Origin of the sequence: Streptomyces yunnanensis, assembly GCF_029011865.1 — a bacterium.
In the GTDB taxonomy this organism is placed as follows: domain Bacteria; phylum Actinomycetota; class Actinomycetes; order Streptomycetales; family Streptomycetaceae; genus Streptomyces; species Streptomyces yunnanensis.
Map to the genome: position 1 here is coordinate 1332428 of NZ_CP095749.1, position 17703 is coordinate 1350130.

20 protein-coding genes and 2 pseudogenes are annotated in these 17703 nt (G+C 71.8%); 13 read left to right on the forward strand and 9 right to left on the reverse strand.

Translation table 11 applies throughout. The features are described 5' to 3' along the window. The first annotated feature begins 12 nt into the window (after positions 1-12). The 4 genes from MOV08_RS05685 to MOV08_RS05700 all read left to right on the forward strand — a co-directional run bounded on the left by MOV08_RS05685 (position 13) and on the right by MOV08_RS05700 (position 3341). Complete coding sequence (locus MOV08_RS05685; RefSeq protein WP_039629914.1) at positions 13-741, forward strand: type 1 glutamine amidotransferase; 729 nt, start codon at positions 13-15, stop codon at positions 739-741. A 186-nt stretch (positions 742-927) separates the two neighbouring features. Further along, positions 928-1953 carry a 6-phosphofructokinase gene (locus MOV08_RS05690; protein WP_275306582.1) on the forward strand — a complete coding sequence of 342 codons (1026 nt, stop codon included), beginning with the start codon at positions 928-930 and terminating at the stop codon, positions 1951-1953. Positions 1954-2070: 117 nt separating this feature from the next. Then, complete coding sequence (locus tag MOV08_RS05695) at positions 2071-3030, forward strand: cytochrome c oxidase assembly protein (protein WP_039629917.1); 960 nt, start codon at positions 2071-2073, stop codon at positions 3028-3030. 152 nt (positions 3031-3182) lie between these two features. Beyond that, a complete protein-coding gene (locus MOV08_RS05700) occupies positions 3183-3341 on the forward strand; it encodes a hypothetical protein (RefSeq protein ID WP_039629920.1) in 159 nt (52 codons plus the stop codon). A gap of 52 nt (positions 3342-3393) precedes the next feature. Here the strand turns inward: MOV08_RS05700 and MOV08_RS05705 are convergent, their stop codons facing one another. Further along, positions 3394-3807, reverse strand: a complete 414-nt coding sequence (locus tag MOV08_RS05705) for an SSI family serine proteinase inhibitor (protein ID WP_275311703.1) — start codon at positions 3805-3807, stop codon at positions 3394-3396. 302 nt (positions 3808-4109) lie between these two features. Between MOV08_RS05705 and MOV08_RS05710 the strand changes: the two are divergent. Both MOV08_RS05710 and MOV08_RS05715 read left to right on the forward strand, forming a co-directional pair. Then, positions 4110-4814, forward strand: a pseudogene (locus MOV08_RS05710) (lysophospholipid acyltransferase family protein); the annotation flags it as partial. A gap of 286 nt (positions 4815-5100) precedes the next feature. Then, positions 5101-5598 carry a YbaK/EbsC family protein gene (locus MOV08_RS05715; RefSeq protein WP_039629926.1) on the forward strand — a complete coding sequence of 166 codons (498 nt, stop codon included), beginning with the start codon at positions 5101-5103 and terminating at the stop codon, positions 5596-5598. 67 nt (positions 5599-5665) lie between these two features. On the opposite strand, the gene MOV08_RS05720 is transcribed toward MOV08_RS05715, so the two are convergent. After that, entirely contained in the window at positions 5666-7273 is a 1608-nt protein-coding gene (locus tag MOV08_RS05720; protein ID WP_275306583.1) for an alpha/beta hydrolase, read from the reverse strand. Between the two features lie 484 nt (positions 7274-7757). Here MOV08_RS05720 and MOV08_RS05725 point away from each other — a divergent pair, with 484 nt between their 5' ends. From MOV08_RS05725 to MOV08_RS05740, 4 genes are all read left to right on the forward strand, one after another. Next, positions 7758-8141: a hypothetical protein gene (locus tag MOV08_RS05725; protein ID WP_039629930.1), complete on the forward strand. Its 384-nt coding sequence runs from the start codon at positions 7758-7760 to the stop codon at positions 8139-8141. 9 nt (positions 8142-8150) lie between these two features. Then, positions 8151-9029 carry a hypothetical protein gene (locus MOV08_RS05730; protein ID WP_275306584.1) on the forward strand — a complete coding sequence of 293 codons (879 nt, stop codon included), beginning with the start codon at positions 8151-8153 and terminating at the stop codon, positions 9027-9029. Positions 9030-9099: 70 nt separating this feature from the next. Beyond that, positions 9100-9525, forward strand: coding sequence for a roadblock/LC7 domain-containing protein (locus MOV08_RS05735; protein ID WP_275306585.1), 426 nt, complete (start codon positions 9100-9102; stop codon positions 9523-9525). 157 nt (positions 9526-9682) lie between these two features. Further along, positions 9683-10057: a roadblock/LC7 domain-containing protein gene (locus MOV08_RS05740; RefSeq protein WP_039629933.1), complete on the forward strand. Its 375-nt coding sequence runs from the start codon at positions 9683-9685 to the stop codon at positions 10055-10057. Positions 10058-10063: 6 nt separating this feature from the next. Here MOV08_RS05740 and MOV08_RS05745 read toward each other — a convergent pair whose 3' ends face one another. From MOV08_RS05745 to MOV08_RS05770, 6 genes and pseudogenes are all read right to left on the reverse strand, one after another. Then, positions 10064-10879 carry an urease accessory protein UreD gene (locus MOV08_RS05745; protein ID WP_039629935.1) on the reverse strand — a complete coding sequence of 272 codons (816 nt, stop codon included), beginning with the start codon at positions 10877-10879 and terminating at the stop codon, positions 10064-10066. Beyond that, a complete protein-coding gene (gene ureG, locus MOV08_RS05750; RefSeq protein ID WP_275306586.1) occupies positions 10876-11571 on the reverse strand; it encodes an urease accessory protein UreG in 696 nt (231 codons plus the stop codon). The genes MOV08_RS05745 and ureG overlap by 4 nt, the downstream gene beginning before the upstream one ends. Before the next feature lie 58 nt (positions 11572-11629). Then, positions 11630-12304: an urease accessory protein UreF gene (locus tag MOV08_RS05755; protein ID WP_275306587.1), complete on the reverse strand. Its 675-nt coding sequence runs from the start codon at positions 12302-12304 to the stop codon at positions 11630-11632. A gap of 42 nt (positions 12305-12346) precedes the next feature. Next, positions 12347-14068, reverse strand: coding sequence for an urease subunit alpha (locus MOV08_RS05760; RefSeq protein ID WP_039629938.1), 1722 nt, complete (start codon positions 14066-14068; stop codon positions 12347-12349). A gap of 115 nt (positions 14069-14183) precedes the next feature. After that, a pseudogene (locus MOV08_RS05765) lies at positions 14184-14489 on the reverse strand (urease subunit beta); the annotation flags it as partial. Between the two features lie 17 nt (positions 14490-14506). After that, positions 14507-14809 carry an urease subunit gamma gene (locus tag MOV08_RS05770; RefSeq protein WP_039629940.1) on the reverse strand — a complete coding sequence of 101 codons (303 nt, stop codon included), beginning with the start codon at positions 14807-14809 and terminating at the stop codon, positions 14507-14509. Positions 14810-15340: 531 nt separating this feature from the next. On the opposite strand from MOV08_RS05770, the gene MOV08_RS05775 reads away from it, so the two are divergent. After that, positions 15341-16288 (forward strand): M28 family metallopeptidase, encoded by a 948-nt coding sequence (locus tag MOV08_RS05775; RefSeq protein ID WP_275306588.1) that lies wholly within the window; start codon positions 15341-15343, stop codon positions 16286-16288. Between the two features lie 55 nt (positions 16289-16343). Here the strand turns inward: MOV08_RS05775 and MOV08_RS05780 are convergent, their stop codons facing one another. Beyond that, positions 16344-16658, reverse strand: a complete 315-nt coding sequence (locus MOV08_RS05780) for a type II toxin-antitoxin system Phd/YefM family antitoxin (protein ID WP_102925207.1) — start codon at positions 16656-16658, stop codon at positions 16344-16346. A 58-nt stretch (positions 16659-16716) separates the two neighbouring features. Between MOV08_RS05780 and MOV08_RS05785 the strand changes: the two genes are divergently transcribed. Further along, positions 16717-17352 (forward strand): ATP-dependent Clp protease proteolytic subunit, encoded by a 636-nt coding sequence (locus MOV08_RS05785; RefSeq protein WP_275311704.1) that lies wholly within the window; start codon positions 16717-16719, stop codon positions 17350-17352. 5 nt (positions 17353-17357) lie between these two features. Continuing rightward, entirely contained in the window at positions 17358-17666 is a 309-nt protein-coding gene (locus MOV08_RS05790) for a hypothetical protein (protein ID WP_039629948.1), read from the forward strand. Positions 17667-17703 lie beyond the last annotated feature (37 nt).

Here is a 17703-nt window from a genome sequence, read left to right on the forward strand (position 1 = left end):
GGACGAGCGAGCATGAGTGACAACAGCCTGCGCGTGGTGTGGATCTACCCGGACCTGCTGAGCACCTACGGCGACCAGGGCAACGTCCTGGTGGTGGAGCGGCGGGCGCGCCAGCGCCGCCTGGACGTCCAGCGCCTGGACGTCCGGTCCGACCAGCAGATCCCCACCTCCGGGGACATCTACCTGATCGGCGGCGGCGAGGACCGGCCGCAGCGGCTGGCCGCCGAGCGGCTGATCCGCGACGGCGGACTGGACCGCGCGGTCTCCAACGGCGCGATCGTCTTCTCGGTGTGCGCCGGCTACCAGATCCTGGGCCACGAGTTCATCAACGACCTCGGTGAGCGGCAGCAGGGCCTGGGGCTGCTGGACGTGGTGAGCACCCGCGGCGAGGGCGACCGGTGCGTCGGCGACGTACTGGCCGACATCGACCCGAAGTTGGGGCTGCCGCCGCTGACCGGCTTCGAGAACCACCAGGGCGTCACGCACCTGGGCCAGAGCGCCCGGCCGTTCGCCAAGGTCCGGTTCGGCAACGGCAACGGCGTCGGCGACGGCTACGAGGGCGCCTGGAACGACACCGTCTTCGGGACGTACATGCACGGCCCGGTGATGGCCCGCAACCCGCACATCGCGGACCTGCTGATCAAGCTGGCGCTGGACGTCAACGCGCTGCCGCCGGCCGACGACCGGTGGTACGAGGCGCTGCGCCAGGAGCGGATCGCGGCGGCGACCGAGAACGCCTGACGGTTTCGGCAGGCCCACAACGGCCGGATCCGGGTCAGCCGACCCGGGTCCGGCCGTTTTCCGTGCGCCGGTGTCCGCACTCCGGGCGCTCGTGTGCCGGAGTGCCGTGCGCTTGTAGGCTGGGCGGAATCCAACCGGACGACGGGGTCCGGGCGTCCGGTTGAGTTGCAGAGGTTGCTACGAGCAATGCGTATTGGTGTCCTCACCTCCGGGGGCGACTGCCCCGGTCTGAACGCCGTCATCCGGTCCGTCGTCCACCGAGCCACCGCCGACCACGGCGATGAGGTGATCGGCTTCAAGGACGGCTGGAAGGGCCTGCTGGAGTGCGATTACCGCAAGCTCGACCTGGACGCCGTCGGCGGCATCCTGGCGCGCGGCGGGACCATCCTCGGGTCGTCGCGGGTGCAGCCCGCCCACCTGCGGGACGGGGTCGAGCGGGCCCGCGGCCACGTCGCCGAGCTGGGGCTGGACGCGATCATCCCGATCGGCGGCGAGGGCACGCTGAAGGCGGCCCGGCTGCTGTCGGACGCCGGGCTGCCGATCGTCGGCGTGCCCAAGACCATCGACAACGACATCGCCGTCACCGACGTGACGTTCGGCTTCGACACCGCGGTGGGGGTGGCGACCGAGGCGCTGGACCGGCTCAAGACCACCGCCGAGTCGCACCAGCGGGTGATGATCGTCGAGGTGATGGGGCGGCACACCGGCTGGATCGCGCTGCACTCGGGGATGGCGGCCGGCGCGCACGCGATCGTGGTGCCGGAGCGGCCGTTCGACATCGAGGAGCTGACCGCGCGGGTCGCGCAGCGGTTCGAGGCCGGCAAGAAGTTCGCGATCGTGGTGGTCGCGGAGGGCGCCAAGCCGCGCGCGGACTCCATGGCCTTCGACGTCGGCGACACCGACGTGTACGGGCACGAGCGGTTCGCCGGGGTCGCCCGGCAGCTGTCGGTGGAGCTGGAGCGGCGGCTCGGCAAGGAGGCCCGGCCGGTCATCCTCGGCCACGTCCAGCGCGGCGGTACGCCGACCGCGTACGACCGGGTGCTGGCCACCCGGTTCGGCTGGCACGCGGTGGAGGCCGCGCACCGCGGGGAGTTCGGGATGATGACCGCGCTGCGCGGCACGGACATCACGCTGGTGCCGCTCGCCGAGGCGGTCGCCAGCCTCAAGACGGTGCCCGCCGAGCGCTACGACGAGGCCGAGTGCGTGCTGTGACCCGTCCGTAGTCCCCCTCGGGGACGCGCGTCCGTAGAGGCGCCCCCGGCCGCTCCGCCGGCCGGGGGCGCCTCTACGCTTGTCGCCGGAGCATTGGTACGAATCAGGAGCGAGCGGATGCATCACAGCGGGCACGGCATGGACGGCATGAACATGGATCTGCCGCCGTTCACGCTGGGGCGGGGCCTCGCGTTCGGCGGTGACGCGTTCTTCCTCGTCGGCTGTCTGCTGGGGCTGGCGCTGTACGTCTGGGCGGTGGTCCGACTGCGACGGCGCGGGGACGCATGGCCGATGGGCCGGCTCGTCGCCTGGGTGCTGGGCGTGCTGACGGTGGCGGTGACGATGTGCACCAAGCTGAACGACTACGGCATGGCGATGTTCAGCGTCCACATGGTCCAGCACATGATCATCAGCATGCTGTCGCCGATCCTGCTGCTGCTCGGGGCGCCGGTGACGCTGGCGCTGCGCGCCCTGCCGACCGCCGGGCGCGGCCGCAAGGGGCCGCGCGAGCTGCTGGTGGCGCTGCTGCACAGCCGCTACATGCGGATCATCACGCACCCGGCGTTCACCATCCCGCTGTTCATCGCGAGCCTCTACGCGCTGTACTTCACCCCGCTGTTCGACTTCCTGATGCAGTCCCGGACCGGGCACATCGCGATGATGGTGCACTTCCTGGCGGTGGGTCTGGTCTTCTTCTGGCCGATCATGGGCGTGGACCCGGGCCCGCACCGTCCGGGGTACGTGATGCGGATGCTGGAGCTGTTCGCCGGGATGCCGTTCCACGCGTTCTTCGGCATCGCGCTGATGATGGCGTCCGAGCCGATGGTGGACACCTTCCTGCACCCGCCGGCCACGCTGGGCATCGAGGCGCTGGGCGACCAGCAGGCGGCCGGCGGGATCGCCTGGGCGTTCAGCGAGATCCCGTCGGTGGTGGTGCTGATCGCGCTGGTCTACCAGTGGTACAAGTCCGAGGAGCGCCAGTCGGCGCGCGCGGACCGGGCCGCGGAGCGGAACGGCGACAAGGACCTGGCGGACTACAACGCCTATCTGGCCTCGCTCAACGCCCGGGGGCGGTGAGCGCGGGACCCGCGCGAGACGCGGACGGCCGGAAACGGCCACCGTGGCGCGGTCGGTCATCTGGCGGCACGGGCCGTGGCCGGGGACGATGGATCCCTGGCCGCGGCCCGTGGCGTCGTGTCCCCGGGCCGCCGCGTGAGGAGGTTGCGGGTATGCCCGGATCTGCCAGAGCGATGGCCGTCTGCACGGTGTGCGGGCTGGTGGCGGCGTCCGCCTACACCGTGGCGTTGGGCGGCAACGGCTGGGTGTGGTTCCTGTGGGTGGTGCTGGCGCTGGTGACCGTCGGGGTGGTGACGGCGCGGGGGACCTGAGCCGCGCGGCCGGGGCCCGTCGTCCTGCGGCGGTGCGGCGGCCGGGGCGGGGTCAGAAGCGGAAGACCGGGCCGGTGGCGGCGTCCATCGTGCAGGCGTTGGGGAACTGCCGGTGCCAGGTGACGGTCCTGCCGCGCCAGTGGCCGGAGGCGGCGACGGTGACCGGGTCGTACTCCCGGGTGCAGATGTGCGGGTCGCCCCGCAGCGCGTTGAGGTCGCCGTGGGCCGAGGCCAGCTCGGCGCAGGCGGCGGCGCCGTGCGGATGGGTGCCGCGGGTGTCCGGGCAGAAGAGCCGTACGCCGTGGATCCAGGTGTCGCCGGCGCCGGACACGGTCAGGAACAGGCCGTCGGAGACGTCCCGGTCGGTGGCACGGGCCGATGCCACACCGAAAGCGGTGCACAGCGCCACGGTCACGCCCGCCGCCAGGACGGCGCGGGAGGTTCGGCGTCGGCGGCTCACGGGCATCCTCACGGGCATCGGGTTCTCCTGGAACGCTCGGGGCGGTGGCCCGGCGGGGCCGGGCGCCTGGACGGCGGACGGCGCCCGACGGCCCCCAGGCCACTCCCCCGCGCCCCGGCGCACAAGGGACCACGCCGTGCGGTCGCCCGGACGGCCCTGTAGGTCCGCGGGGCCCGATGGTGCGGTGACGGGCCGGCACGGTTACGGCCGACGGCTTCCGCGCCTACACTGACGGCCCTGGTCGTCCCCCTGTGACCTGGCACGATCCGGCCGCGCCGGCGGTCCGGGGGACGGGGTAGGGGGCCGCGGTGCTGTATCAGGTGCTGAAGTACGTGCTGCTGGGGCCGCTGTTGCGGCTGCTGTTCCGGCCGCGGGTGGAGGGGCTGGCGCAGGTGCCCGAGGAGGGCCCGGCGATCATCGCGGGCAACCACCTGTCGTTCGCGGACCACTTCGTGATGCCGGCGATCGTGCCGCGCCGGGTGACGTTCCTGGCGAAGGCCGAATACTTCACCGGGGCCGGTCTCAAGGGGCGGCTGACCGCGGCGTTCTTCCGCGGGGTCGGGCAGATCCCGGTGGACCGCTCCGGGGGCCGGGCGTCCGAGGCGGCGCTCTCCTCGGGGCTGGCGGTGCTGCGCAAGGGGCGGCTGCTGGGGATCTATCCGGAGGGCACCCGCTCGCACGACGGGCGGTTGTACAAGGGGCGCACCGGGGTGGCCGCGCTGGCCCTGAAGGCGGGGGTGCCGGTGGTGCCGTGCGCGATGATCGGGACGTTCGAGGCGCAGCCGACCGGGCGGCGGCTGCCCCGCGCGATGCGGGTCACGGTCCGCTTCGGACCGCCGCTGGACTTCTCGCGCTACGCGGGTCTGCTGGACAAGCGGACCGCGCTGCGGGCCGTCACCGACGAGATCATGTACGCCATCCTCACGCTCTCCGGTCAGGAGTACGTGGACCTGTACGCCACGGAGGCCAAAGCCGCGGCGCAGGCCGAGGCGCGGGCGGCGGGGGCACGGCGCCGACAGCTGAGCCGCCGGGCCCGCGGCGGCGGGAGGGCACCGTCAACTGGTGCTCGGTGCCTGGGGATGCGGGGTGTTCGCAACGAACCGGCCGCGTCGGCACGGGCGTTCGGGGGTCTCCTGTCGGCCGACGGCCGCTTCGCGGGGTGGTTCGGACGTATCGTCGTCGCAGTGCCGGAGCGTCGGACGGACTCCCCCCAACAGGGCGGGGTTCGCGCGGTGTTCCCGGCCTGACGGCGAGGTTCCGCGTGGTGCGGTGCGAAAAGAGAGAGTGCGGACACAAACGGTGAGTGAACACGAGACCGAGTACGAGACCTACCGCAAGCTGATCGGTCTGCTGGACGAGCGCGGGGCGCGCTACCGGATCTACGAGCACCCCGCGGAGGGGGCCACGGAGGCCGTCAGCGCGCTGCGCGGGAACGCCGTCGAGCAGGCCGCGAAGTGCATCGTGGTGATGGTGAAGCTGGACAAGAAGACCAAGCGGTATGTGCTGGCGGTGGTGCCGGGCGACCGGCGGGTGGATCTGGGCGCGGTGAAGGCGCTGCTGGGCGGCTCGTACGCGGGGTTCGCCAACACGGAGGTCGCCGAGCGGCTGGCCCGGAGCGTCTCGGGGACGATCCTGCCGTTCTCCTTCGACGAGGAGCTGACCCTGATCGTCGACCCGGCGCTGCTGGCGCAGCCGGAGATCTACTTCAACGCGGCGCGACTGGACCGCTCGCTGGCGCTCGCGACCGAGGACTACAGGGCGATCGCGGAGCCGCGGGTCGAGCCGATCGCGGGCTGAGCGGGCAGCCGGGAAAGAGGCCGGGGGCGGCCGGGAACTCCCTCTCCCGACCGCCCCCGGTGGTGGATCAGCCGGCGGCCTTGGCGGTCGGCTTCTCCGGGACGGGCGTGGCGTGCGGCGCGCAGGTGACGTCCTTGGGGTCCGTGGTGCCCTTCAGGAAGTACGCGTCGACCCGGCTGTTGATGCACGGGTTGACCAGGCCGGTCACGCCGTGCGAACCGGCGTCCCGCTCGGTGATCAGGCGGGAGCCCGCGAGCCGCTTGTGCAGCTCGACGGCGCCGTCGTACGGGGTCGCCGCGTCACGGGTGCTCTGCACGATCAGCACCGGCGGCAGGCCCTTGCCGGTCTTGACCTCGACCGGGCTCTGCTGCTTGACCGGCCAGCTGGCGCAGGGCAGGTTCATCCAGGCGTTGGACCAGGTCATGAACGGTGCCTGCCGGTTGACGCGGGTGTTGTCACGGTCCCACGTGCGCCAGTTGGTGGGCCACTTGACGTCGGTGCACTCGACGGCGGTGTAGACGGCGTTGCTGTTCTCGGCCTTGATGTTGCCGGCCTTGTCGTCGGGGTGCGAACCGGCCGCGTCGATCAGCGGCTTGGCGTTGCCGGCCGCGTACGCGCTCCAGACCCCGGCGACCTGGGCCCACGAGTCGTCGTAGTACGGGGCGTTCTGGAAGAAGCCGGTGAGCTCGGCCGGGCCGACCACGCCGCCGATGGGGTTCTTCTTGGCGGTGGCGCGCAGCTTCTCCCAGGCGGCCTGGACCTTCTGCGGGGTGTCGCCGATGTGGTACGTGGCGTCGTTCTTGGCGACCCACTTCTTCCAGTCGCCCCAACGGGTCTCGAAGGCGATGTCCTGGTCGAGGTTGGCCTGGTACCAGATCTTCTCGCGCGAGGGGTTGACCACGCTGTCGACGAGCATCCGGCGGACGTGGTCCGGGAAGAGCGAGGCGTAGACGGCGCCCAGGTAGGTGCCGTAGGAGACGCCGAGGTAGTTGAGCTTCTTCTCACCGAGCGCGGCGCGGACCACGTCCAGGTCGCGCGCGGTGTTCGCCGTGGTCATCTGCGACAGCATCGCGCGGCCTGTGCGCTCCAGGCAGCCCTGGGCGTACGCGTGGGCGAGCTTGCGCTGGGCGAGCTTGTCGGCCTCGCCGCCCGGCACCGGGTCGGCCTTGGGCGCCTTGGTGAACTCCTGCGGGTCCTGGCAGGAGATCGGCGCGGAGTGGCCCACGCCCCGCGGGTCGAAGCCCACGAAGTCGTACGCCTGGGCGGTCTTGGCCCACAGCGGGTTCTTGGTGGTGACGCGGCTCGGGAAGCGCATGCCCGAACCGCCGGGCCCGCCGGGGTTGTAGACGAGCGCACCCTGGCGCTGCTGCGGGCCGCCGGTGGCGACGGCCCGGTCGACGGCGATCTTGATGGTCCGGCCGTCGGGCTTGGCGTAGTCGAGCGGGACGGTGACAAAGCCGCACTGGATCGGGGCCTTCAGCCCCCAGTCGGCGGGACAGTCCTGCCATGCAATGCCTGCCTTGGCGGCACGGGCGGCGGCCAGCGCGACGCCGCGTGCCTCGGCCGTGCCACCCGTCCGCCGCTCGCCGGCGGTGGCGGGCGTGGCTATCGCGCCGGCGAGGAGCGCACCGGTCACCAAGGTGCCGGCGGCGCCGAGCGCTACTGTTCGTCTCACGTGGTTGATCCCCCAGCTTGGAGCGCCACTTGTGGTGGCGGTGATCGCAGAGCTACAGGGTGATCCTGTCGTGTACGGACCACACTTGAACAGATTTGGCCACAATTTCTTTACCAACCCGTAGGAAACGGGGGGTTGCGCAGCGGGCGCGCCGGCGGCCGGACGCGCCTGGCGCCGGTGCCGCACCCGGCGTGCGCCGTCGGCGGTCCGGTGCTGGTCGGCGGGCGCACGCCGGCCGTCGGGGAGCGGGCGGGACGGGCGCCGGCGGCGGTCGGCGGGCCGCGGGTCAACAGAGCGCCGACAACGGGCCGAGGAGAGACGAGAACAGGTCAATTGGCCCCGCCGTTCTGCATATGCCGGTGCGGGCGGCGCCGCCTTCAGTAACCTTCCGTGCAGGCTCTCCCACACACCGCCACGTGGGAGAGCCTCCGTGTTGTGCCCGTGTGCTGCGTGGTGCAACGTGCTCGCCGGAGGGAGACGTCAGGTGCCCGGAATCGACCAGGTGTTGGCCCGTGCGATGGGGATACCCGGAGTCCTCGGGGCCGGACTGACCGACTGGACCAGCGGTCTGACCCTGGGGACCGCCGGGCGGGCCCCGCACGGCGATCATGACGCGGCCGCCGCGGACACCGCCGAAGTGGTCCAGGCGGTGACCCGGAACGCCACGTTCGACACCGCGGGCGGGGACGCGGAACCGCTGGAGGACCTGATCATCACGGCGGGGAACAGCTACCACCTGATCCGCCTGGTGCCCACCGCCTTCGACAGCCAGACCTGCCTCCACCTGTGGCTGGACCGGACCCGGGCCAACCTCGCCATCGCCCGACTGAGGCTGCGCGAACTGGCCGCGGAGCTGGTGACGGACTGACGCCCCGTCATGAACTGGACGTCCCCCTCCCGTTCGGGCCGCGGCGCCGGTGACGACCGCCGGCCCGGCCCGCTCGACCGGTACGCCGCCGAGCGCGCCACCGGCGCCCTGCGCGGCCCGGCCGGTTGCGTCTACCTCCACCGGGGCGCGGTCTACTGCGTCGAGTGCCCGACGGCCCCCGGCGTCGGGGCCCGGCTCGCCACCGCCGGCCGCCTGCCCCCGGAATGCTGGCGGCACGCGGAGAGCGCGGCCGGAGCGCACCACCGCGGCGGTCAATTCCTCCTCCAACAAGGCTGGTTGACCCGCGGCGAACTGGAGGTCTGCCAGCTGTCGGCGCTGCTGGACGCGGCCTGCTTCGTCCTGGCGCAGGAGGCCGGCGCCACCTCCTTCGCGCGGGGGGACGCGCACTGGCTGGGCGTGATCCGCCCGGTCGAGGCCGCCGCGCTGCTGGCGGCGGTGGCCCGCCGGCAGGCGCAGCTCGACCGGTTGGACGCGTGGGCGGCGGCCGACGGCGCACCGGTCGTCCCGATCCCCCCGGAGCACCCCGGGCACCCGGACCGCCCGCCGCTGACCGGCCGGCAGCGGTGGCTGCTCGCGCATGCCGACGGCGAGCGCACCCCCGGTGAACTCGCCCATGCGCTCGGCCACTCGGCGTTCCTGACCCTGTTGGAGGTGCGGCGGCTGGCCGCGGCCGGACGGGTGCGGCTGCCCCCGCCGGCGGCGCTGCCGCGGCGGCGCCCCGGGGCCGTTCCGCACCAGCGGCGCGCACGGGACACCGCGGCGGACGCACGGGTGTGGCACCTGCCGGACCCGGGCGCCCTGGAAACCACCGATCCGGACGTCGCCCTCCTCGTCCGTCTGCGTACCGCACTGGAGGAAAACCTGTGAACCCCTGTGAATCCCGGCCATGAGGCACGTGTTCGGAATGCGTGCCAGGAGAAGGAGCGTCAGAAGACCGATGACGAGCGAGACCGAGGCGATCGCCTCCGGGATCCGGGACGAATTGCGCGCACTGCGCGATCACATACGGCATCTGCACGGCGGAATGGTGGCGAGTGCGGACGGCATGGTGATCGCCCATGATCTGCCGGACATCGAGCCCGACGGCCTGGCCGCGCTCACCGCGGCCGCGATCGGCGTCGCCAAACGCCTGACCGACGCCACCGGGCAGGGCGGCTTCGAGGAGTCCCTCACCCGGGGCAGTCGCGGCTACATCGCGGCCTACGCGGCCGGCAACCGCGCGGTGCTCACGGCCGTGGCGGGCCCGGAAACCAACGTCGGCCGGCTCCATCTGCAGGCCCGGCGGACCGCCGCGCGGATCGCGACCCTGCTCGATGCGCCGCCGGGCAGCCCCGCCAACCAGCCTACGGCGCTCGCCGATTGACCCTCCCGACCGTCGAACCGACGGCCGCCGACGGCTCGTTGCCGTCTGACTGTCGCTGAGTGCCGTTTGCGCACCCCGCTCGCGGCCGTCGACCGAAGACCACATTCCACCCGACGACAATCCAGCGAAACCACCGAACGGAAAGGCCCGACCCCTCATGACGCAGATGGAAACCGCGCTCGGCGAAGCGATGTCGACGATCGAAGGCGCGATAGGCGTCGCCCTGGTCGACTACACCAGCGGAATGGCGCTGGCCACCCTGGGCGATCCGCAGACCTTCGACCTCAACGTGGCGGCGGCCGGGAACACCGATGTGGTGCGCGCCAAGCTGCGCACGATGGAAATGCTGGAACTCCAGGGCTCCATCGAGGACATACTGATCACCCTGACCTCGCAGTACCACATCATCCGGCCGGTGACGGGCAAGAACGGCAACGGTCTCTTCCTGTACCTGGTGCTGGACCGCAAGCGCGCCAACCTCGCGCTGGCGCGCCACCGCCTCGCCCGCCTGGAGGCCGATCTGGAGGTGTGAGCCTCCTCAGCCGGCCGCGGCCTGGTCCAGCAGCCGCCGCAGCGACAGGCCGTCCGGGGCGACCACGGTGGCCAGCGCGGCGGGCCCGGCGAGCGGGGCCAGGACGCCCTGGGCCGCGCCATCGCCGGCCGCCCCGCCGAGCAGCCGGACCTCGGCCGGCTTGTCGATGAACTCCGGTCCGGCGGACAGGAATTGACCGACGGCACGGTGGCCGCCGAGGACCGCGGAGGTGTCCCAGCCGGGGGCGCCGGGCCCATAGGCGGTCTCCTGGTCGAGGAGCACCCGGCCGGCCTGACGGATCGTCAGGCGACTGCGCAGCGCGCCGGTGTGCTCTCCGCTGCGGCCCAGGATCTGCTCCTCGCGGAACACCAGTCGGGCGGTCGGGGCGAGGTCGATCGTGGTGGTCATCCGCAGGTCGCTGCCCTCGGCGGAGATCAGCGGCTCCGGCAGCCATTCCAGGCGGGCGCCGTCGCCCACCGTCAGGTGGACGTCGTAGGTGGCGAGCTCGCCGGTGCGGCCGGGCAGGGCGACGGTCGCCGCTGCCGCGGTGATCCGCAGGGAGGCGCCGGCCTCGGCGGTGGCCTCGATGCGCAGCCGGTCGCCGCCGAGGGGCGCGCTCATGGCGCCGACCAGGCAGACCCGGGCCTGGTCGGCGTGCGACTGGACGCGGCGCAGCGCGAACGGGCCACCGCCCTCCAGCACCGGCAGCCGGCTCGTACCCCCATGGTCCGCCCGGGCGACGACGCGGGCGGTGGCCCGCAGGCCGGCCGCCGGGACGGCGGGGGCCTGCGGTGCGGCGGGACGGGGAAGGGTGCGGGTCATGCGGTGGCCGTGGTCCAGTGCGCCAGCTGTGCCCGGACCCAGTCGGCGACCGGCTTGACACCGTCGGGCTGCTTCAGGGCCGTGAAGGCGACCGGCAGTTCGCCGCGCTGCGCCTTGGCGTCACGGGCCATGCCGTCGAGATCCACCCCCACATACGGGGCCAGATCGGTCTTGTTGACGACCAACAGGTCGGCCGTGGTCACACCCGGCCCACCCTTGCGCGGGATGTCGTCACCACCGGCGGTGTCGATCACGAAGATCTGCGCATCGACCAGACCCTTGGAGAACGTCGCGGTCAGGTTGTCACCACCGGACTCCACCAACACCAGGTCCAACGGACCCACACTCTCCTCCAGATCCTCCACCGCCTCCAGGTTGGCGGAGATGTCGTCACGGATCGCGGTGTGCGGGCAGGCCCCGGTCTCCACCGCCACGATCCGCTCCGTCGGCAACACCGCCTCACGCCGCAGGAACTCGGCATCCTCCCGCGTGTAGATGTCATTGGTGACGACGGCGATCGAGAACTCCTCACGCAACACCCGGCACAACGCCGCCACGGTCGCGGTCTTGCCCGTACCGACCGGACCGCCCAACCCGATCCGCAACGCACGCCGCGTCCCGTCGCCACGCACGGGAGCAGCCGCACTGTAGGTATGCCGCTCGGGAAAACCGTCCTGATGATCGAGGTGCATGGTGACTCCGGTGGTTCGTACGGCCGCGGGGTGCGCGGCGCGGTGGGCGGGCGGAAGGTCAGGACGCGAAGAGCCGTACCGGCCAGGCGGCGTGCGCTTCCGCGGCGATGTCGAGCAGCGGCGCGGAGGCGGCGGGCAGCGCACCGAGACCTTCGGTGGCGGCGCGGTGCGCGGCTTCGGTGGCCTGCTCCGCGACCTGTTCGAGGTCGTCGGTGAGGCGGGCGAGGACGGCGGTGGCGTCGAACGGGTCCAGGCTCAGCAGCCGGACCACCGCGGTGGCCGGTCCGCTGATGTTCTCGTAGGCGACGGCGTACGCGGCGTCCAGCGGGGTCAGCCCGGCGGACCGGGCGGCCAGGCCGAGAACGACGGGCTGGTGGGCACCGCGCGGGCGGGCCAAGGCCAGCGCGTCGAGCTCGGCACTCGGCCAGGTGGCGCGGGCGGCCCGCATCATCTGGCGGCCGAGCCGGCGGGCGACCTGGCGCAGCGCCGGCACCGGGGTGCGGGCGTCCGCGGCCTCGTCCAGTGCCAGCGGGTCGTGTCCGGCCGCGGCCGCGGCGGCCAGACCCGCCGCGACCAGCCCCGCGGTGTGCAGCCGCCCCCGGCAGAAGGTCTCCAGGGTGGCGGCGTCCTTGATGTGCCCCGCGGCGACGGCCGGTTCGGCGCCGCCCGAGTGGGCGTGCCCTCCGGCGGGGAACCGGCCGTCGGCGAGGACGAGCAGCGCAGAGCGGCTCATCGTTGGTGCTCCGGATCGTTCGGTGACGGCATGGACGGTACGTCAGAAGAGGAAGTACCGCTGGGCCATGGGGAGTTCGGCGGCCGGGGCGGGTTCGACCACCTCGCCGTCGATGGTCACCGTGAAGGTGTCGGGGTCGACATGGACGCGCGGCAGGGCGTCGTTGTTGCGCATGTCGGCCTTCTTGACACCGCGGGTGGAGCGGATGGCCTCGAAGGACTTCGCCAGCAGGAGGCGCTCGGGGAGGTTGTCCTCCAGGGCCTGCTGGGAGACGAAGTTGACCGAGTTGCTACCCGGGGCCTTGCCGAAGGCGCCGAACATCGGGCGGGGCAGCACCGGTTGCGGGGTGGGGATGGACGCGTTGGCGTCCCCCATCTGCGCGTAGGCGATCTGGCCGCCCTTGATGACCAGCTGCGGCTTGACGCCGAAGAACGCCGGGTCCCACAGGACGAGGTCGGCGAGCTTGCCGCTCTCGACCGAGCCGACGAGGTGGTCGATGCCCTGGGCGATGGCCGCGTTGATGGTGTACTTCGCGACGTAGCGCCGGGCGCGGTGGTTGTCCGCGTGGCCGTCGCCGGGCAGCGCGCCCCGGCGACGCTTCATGACGTGCGCGGTCTGCCAGGTCCGCATCACGACCTCGCCGATCCGGCCCATGGCCTGGGCGTCGGAGGACATGATGGAGATGGCGCCGAGGTCGTGCAGGATGTCCTCGGCGGCGATGGTGGAGGGCCGGATCCGGGACTCGGCGAAGGCCAGGTCCTCCGGGACCGCGGGATTGAGGTGGTGACAGACCATCAGCATGTCGAGGTGTTCCTCGACGGTGTTGACGGTGTGCGGCCGCGTGGGGTTGGTGGACGCGGGCAGCACGTTGGGCTCGGAGACCATCGCGATCATGTCGGGGGCGTGGCCGCCGCCGGCGCCCTCGACGTGGAACGCGTGGATGGAGCGGCCGGCGATGGCGGCGATGGTGTCGCCGAGGAATCCGGCCTCGTTGAGGGTGTCGGTGTGGATCGCGAGCTGGGCGCCGCTCTCCTCGCACACCGTCAGGCAGGCGTCGAGGACGGCGGGGGTGGCGCCCCAGTCCTCGTGGATCTTGAAGCCGAGGATGCCGGCGCGCAGCTGGTCGCGCATCGACGGCAGGGACATGGTGTTGCCCTTGCCGAGCAGGCCGACGTTGACCGGCAGGTTGTCCATCGACTCGAAGAGCCGGGCGATGTGCCAGGCACCAGGGGTGATGGTGGTGGCCTTGCTGCCCTCGGCGGGGCCGGTGCCGCCGCCGATCATGGTGGTGATGCCCGCGGCCAGCGCCTCGTCCGCCTGCTGGGGGCAGATGAAGTGGACGTGGGTGTCGATGCCGCCGGCGGTGAGGATCTTGCCGTTGCCGGCGATGACCTCGGTCTCCGGGCCGATCACCAGGTCGGGGTGGACGCCGTCCATGGTGTCGGGGTTGCCGGCCTTGCCCAGCGCGACGATCCGGCCGTCGCGGATGCCGACGTCGGTCTTGACGATGCCCCAGTGGTCGAGCACCACGGCACCGGTGATCACGGTGTCCGGCGCGCCCTCGGCGCGGGTGACGCGGGACTGGCCCATCGACTCGCGGATCACCTTGCCGCCGCCGAAGACCGCCTCGTCGCCGGCCCGGCCGGGGCCGCCGGAGCGGTCCTCGGAGATCTCGATGACCAGGTCGGTGTCGGCGAGCCGGATCCGGTCGCCGGCCGTCGGGCCGAACAGGTCGGCGTATTCCTGGCGGGTCAGTTCAGGCACCTTCGACTCCGTTCTCCCCGAGAATCCGTCCGGGGGCGTCCCCGTCTCCGCCCGCTCGGCCGCGGTGCAGGTCGTTCCACGGCTGTGGCCCGGCGGCCTCCCGCCCGTCGCCCGCGTCGAGCGGTCCTCCGGTCTGTCCGCGCAGCCCCGCGACGATCCGCTTGCCCCCGATGGGGACCAGCTCGACCTCGGTGGGGATGCCGGGCTCGAAGCGCACGGCGGAGCCGGCCGCGACGTTCAGCCGCTTGCCGTGCGCGGCCGCGCGGTCGAAGTCGAGGCCGGGGTTGGCCTCGGCGAAGTGGTAGTGGGAGCCGACCTGCACAGGGCGGTCGGCGGAGTTGAGGACGGTCATGCGCGTGAGGGGGAGGCCATCGTTGAGGCGCACCGGCTCGTCGGCGTAGAGGATCTGTCCCGGGATCATTTTCTGCTCTCCCGCGGTCAGTTGATGGGTTCGTGAACGGTGACGAGCTTGGTGCCGTCGGGGAAGGTGGCCTCGACCTGGACGTCGTGGATCATCTCCGGGACGCCTTCCATGACGTCGTCGCGCGTGAGTACCTTGCGCCCGGAGGACATGAGCTCGGCGACGGTGCGGCCGTCCCGCGCCCCTTCGAGGATGTGCACCGTCAACAGGGCGATGGCTTCCGGGTGGTTGAGCTTCACACCCCGGGACCGCCGCTTTTCCGCCACGTCTGCCGCCACATGAATCAACAACCGTTCCTGCTCATGCGGGGTCAGTTGCATACGTTCCACCTCACAGGTTTTCACCCGGGCGCATTTACCCAGGCCACAGGCGTGAGCACACCTGCGCAGTTAGATGTACCACACAATGTTTAAAGGCGGAGCAAACCGACTTTCAGTAGTTGACCATCAACTTCCTCATGGTGGAAGCCTAGTTAGGCGAGATTTCGACGGCGTTACAGCGGACGTCGCCTTACACGACCTGCGTCACGCCTGGCGTAACACGCCGGAAATCCCTGCGCGCCACCGACCGGCGACCTGCTTCACGGCGGCGACTTCCAGGCCGGAGACCGAGGGGAGCACGGAGCCGGGGTGGCACATTCCACATCCCCAACCCCCTTCCGGAATACGGAAATCCGGCGGAAGTGCACGTAACCATCCGGAAGTATCTCCACAAAACCGGCACCCATTCCGATTCACGAACCCGCGCGTTCACTATCCGGTCTTGACAGGTTTCAAACGCGGTCGTAATCCTCATGCTCTTGTCAAGAATTCCGCTGCGCACCAACCCCCACAACAGCATCGGAGCCCCCCGTGATTCGCTCTTCCCGTATCCGCCGCGCGGCGCTCGCCGCCGGCACCTGCACCGCCGTCGCCGCCCTCCTGGGCACCGCGGCGGTCGCCCAGGCCACCTCCCCCCACGTCCAGGCCGCGCCGGACATCCCGGTGGCCGGCATCAAGGCACATCTGGACCAGCTCCAGTCCATAGCCGACGCCAACGGGGGCAACCGCGCCCACGGGCAGGCCGGCTTCCAGGCGTCGATCGACTACATCAAGGGGAAGCTGGACGCGGCCGGCTTCACCACCACGGTCCAGGAGTTCAACAGCGGCGGCGCCAAGGGCTCCAACCTGATCGCGGACTGGCCCGGCGGCGCCGAGGACTCCACGGTGATGGCCGGCTCGCACCTGGACTCGGTCGAGGCGGGCCCGGGCATCAACGACAACGGCTCCGGCTCGGCCGGCATCCTGGAGGTCGCCCTCGCCGTCTCCCGGGAGCACCTCAAGCCCACCAAGCACCTGCGGTTCGCCTGGTGGGGCGACGAGGAGGACGGCATGGTCGGCTCCCAGCACTACGTCGACGCCCTCGGCGCCAACACCTCGAAGATCTCCGCGTACCTCAACTTCGACATGATCGGCTCGCCGAACCCGGGCTACTTCGTCTACGGCTACGACGCCAAACTGGAGAAGCTCTTCAAGGACTGGTTCACCACGAAGAACATCGCCACCGAGCGGGACACCGAGGGCGACGGCCGCTCCGACCACGCCCCCTTCCAGCACGCCGGCATCCCGGTCGGCGGGCTCTTCTCCGGCGCCGACTACATCAAGACCGACGCCCAGGCGAAGGCGTGGGGCGGCACCGCGGGCAAGGCGTTCGACGCCTGCTACCACCGCTCCTGCGACACGTCCAAGAACATCGACGACACCGCGCTGCACAACCACACCGACGCCATCGCCAACGCCGTCTGGCAGCTCAGCTCCTGACGCCGCGACGGCAGTGACGGCCGCCCCTGCGCGCGGCCGTCCTCCGTCCCCGCGGTCACCTCTCCCGACCCGGTCGCCGATCCCCGGCGGCCGGGTCGCGGTGTTCCGCCGCGATGCCGAAGCGCCGCCGTTCGCCCGGAGCGGACGGCAGGGACCGCACGGACGAGACCGTGCTGATCACTTCCACCCCTTCGGCGTCCGCCTCCTGCCGCCCCAGTTCTTCGAGTCGTTCCAGGTCAGCGGCGGATACCAGCGCGACGAGGGGCCTCCCGTGGCGGGTCACGACCACCCGCTCGCCGCCATAGACGACGCGGTTGATCAGATCCGCGAGTTCGGCCCGGGCTTGCGTCACCGGAATTTCGTAGGCCATGCTCCCATTCTAACTGGACGTACGTCCTGTACATTTTTTACAGATGAAGGGAGCAGTCATGCTGCGGCCGACGGCTCGCTATGTCCTGCCCGAGTTCACCGAGCGCACCAGCTACGGGACCCGGACGCTGGACCCGTACTCCAAGCTGCTCAGCGAGCGGATCATCTTCTTGGGGACCCCCATCGACGACGCCTCCGCCAACGACGTGATGGCCCAGTTCGTCCACCTCGAGCACGCCGCGCCGGACCAGGACATCTCGCTCTACATCAACTCCCCCGGCGGCTCGTTCACCGCGATGTGCGCGATCTACGACACGATGCGCTACGTCTCGTGCGACGTAGAGACCGTCTGCCTGGGCCAGGCGGCCACGACGGCGGCGGTGCTGCTGGCCGCCGGCACCCCGGGGAAGCGACTGGCGCTGCCGCACGCGCGGGTGGCGATCCATCAGCCGTCGCTCGACGAACCGGTCCAGGGCCAGACCGACGACCTCCGGATCCGGGCCGAGGAACTGCTGCGCACCCGCGACAAGCTGGAGCGGATGCTGGCCGAGCACACCGGACAGCCCCGGGAGCGGATCGCCGCGGACCTGGAGCGGGAGACCTTCTTCGACGCGCCGACCGCCCACGAGTACGGCCTGGTCGACGGGTTGACCCGCAGTCGCAAGCGGTCCGCGCCGCAGCTCGTCGGGCGGTGACCGCGATGTGGCCACCACAACTGCCGCCGCTGCCCGCCCTGACCCGGGCCGAGGGGCAGGTGATCGACCGCTATCTGGAGGCCCTGGATCTGCTGGGCCGGATCAACCCGGCCCGCGGCACCAGCACCTACGGCAGTCTGCGTGCGGCCCAGGCCCTGGTCGCCAAGTCCGCCGAGCTGCGGGACGCACTGGCCCTGATGCACGACCGGGGGGAGAGCGAGCTGCACACCGAGGCCCTGGGCCGGGCGCTGCGGGTGCTGGACGGGGAGCGCCGGGCGCGGCGGGTGACCGTGCCGCCGCAGGACGGCGCCTGACCCGCCCCGCCGGGGCCCTCGGGAGCCGTACGGGCCC

Excerpts from the sequence above, each read along its gene's own strand:
- MOV08_RS05685 (WP_039629914.1), top strand. The coding sequence starts at position 13 with ATGAGTGACAACAGCCTGCGCGTGGTGTGGATCTACCCGGACCTGCTG.
- MOV08_RS05690 (WP_275306582.1), top strand. The coding sequence starts at position 928 with ATGCGTATTGGTGTCCTCACCTCCGGGGGCGACTGCCCCGGTCTGAAC.
- MOV08_RS05695 (WP_039629917.1), top strand. The coding sequence starts at position 2,071 with ATGCATCACAGCGGGCACGGCATGGACGGCATGAACATGGATCTGCCG.
- MOV08_RS05700 (WP_039629920.1), top strand. The coding sequence starts at position 3,183 with ATGCCCGGATCTGCCAGAGCGATGGCCGTCTGCACGGTGTGCGGGCTG.
- MOV08_RS05705 (WP_275311703.1), bottom strand. The coding sequence starts at position 3,807 with ATGCCCGTGAGCCGCCGACGCCGAACCTCCCGCGCCGTCCTGGCGGCG.
- MOV08_RS05730 (WP_275306584.1), top strand. The coding sequence starts at position 8,151 with ATGAACTGGACGTCCCCCTCCCGTTCGGGCCGCGGCGCCGGTGACGAC.
- MOV08_RS05735 (WP_275306585.1), top strand. The coding sequence starts at position 9,100 with ATGACGAGCGAGACCGAGGCGATCGCCTCCGGGATCCGGGACGAATTG.
- MOV08_RS05740 (WP_039629933.1), top strand. The coding sequence starts at position 9,683 with ATGACGCAGATGGAAACCGCGCTCGGCGAAGCGATGTCGACGATCGAA.
- MOV08_RS05745 (WP_039629935.1), bottom strand. The coding sequence starts at position 10,879 with ATGACCCGCACCCTTCCCCGTCCCGCCGCACCGCAGGCCCCCGCCGTC.
- ureG (WP_275306586.1), bottom strand. The coding sequence starts at position 11,571 with ATGCACCTCGATCATCAGGACGGTTTTCCCGAGCGGCATACCTACAGT.
- MOV08_RS05755 (WP_275306587.1), bottom strand. The coding sequence starts at position 12,304 with ATGAGCCGCTCTGCGCTGCTCGTCCTCGCCGACGGCCGGTTCCCCGCC.
- MOV08_RS05770 (WP_039629940.1), bottom strand. The coding sequence starts at position 14,809 with ATGCAACTGACCCCGCATGAGCAGGAACGGTTGTTGATTCATGTGGCG.
- MOV08_RS05780 (WP_102925207.1), bottom strand. The coding sequence starts at position 16,658 with ATGGCCTACGAAATTCCGGTGACGCAAGCCCGGGCCGAACTCGCGGAT.
- MOV08_RS05785 (WP_275311704.1), top strand. The coding sequence starts at position 16,717 with ATGCTGCGGCCGACGGCTCGCTATGTCCTGCCCGAGTTCACCGAGCGC.
- MOV08_RS05790 (WP_039629948.1), top strand. The coding sequence starts at position 17,358 with ATGTGGCCACCACAACTGCCGCCGCTGCCCGCCCTGACCCGGGCCGAG.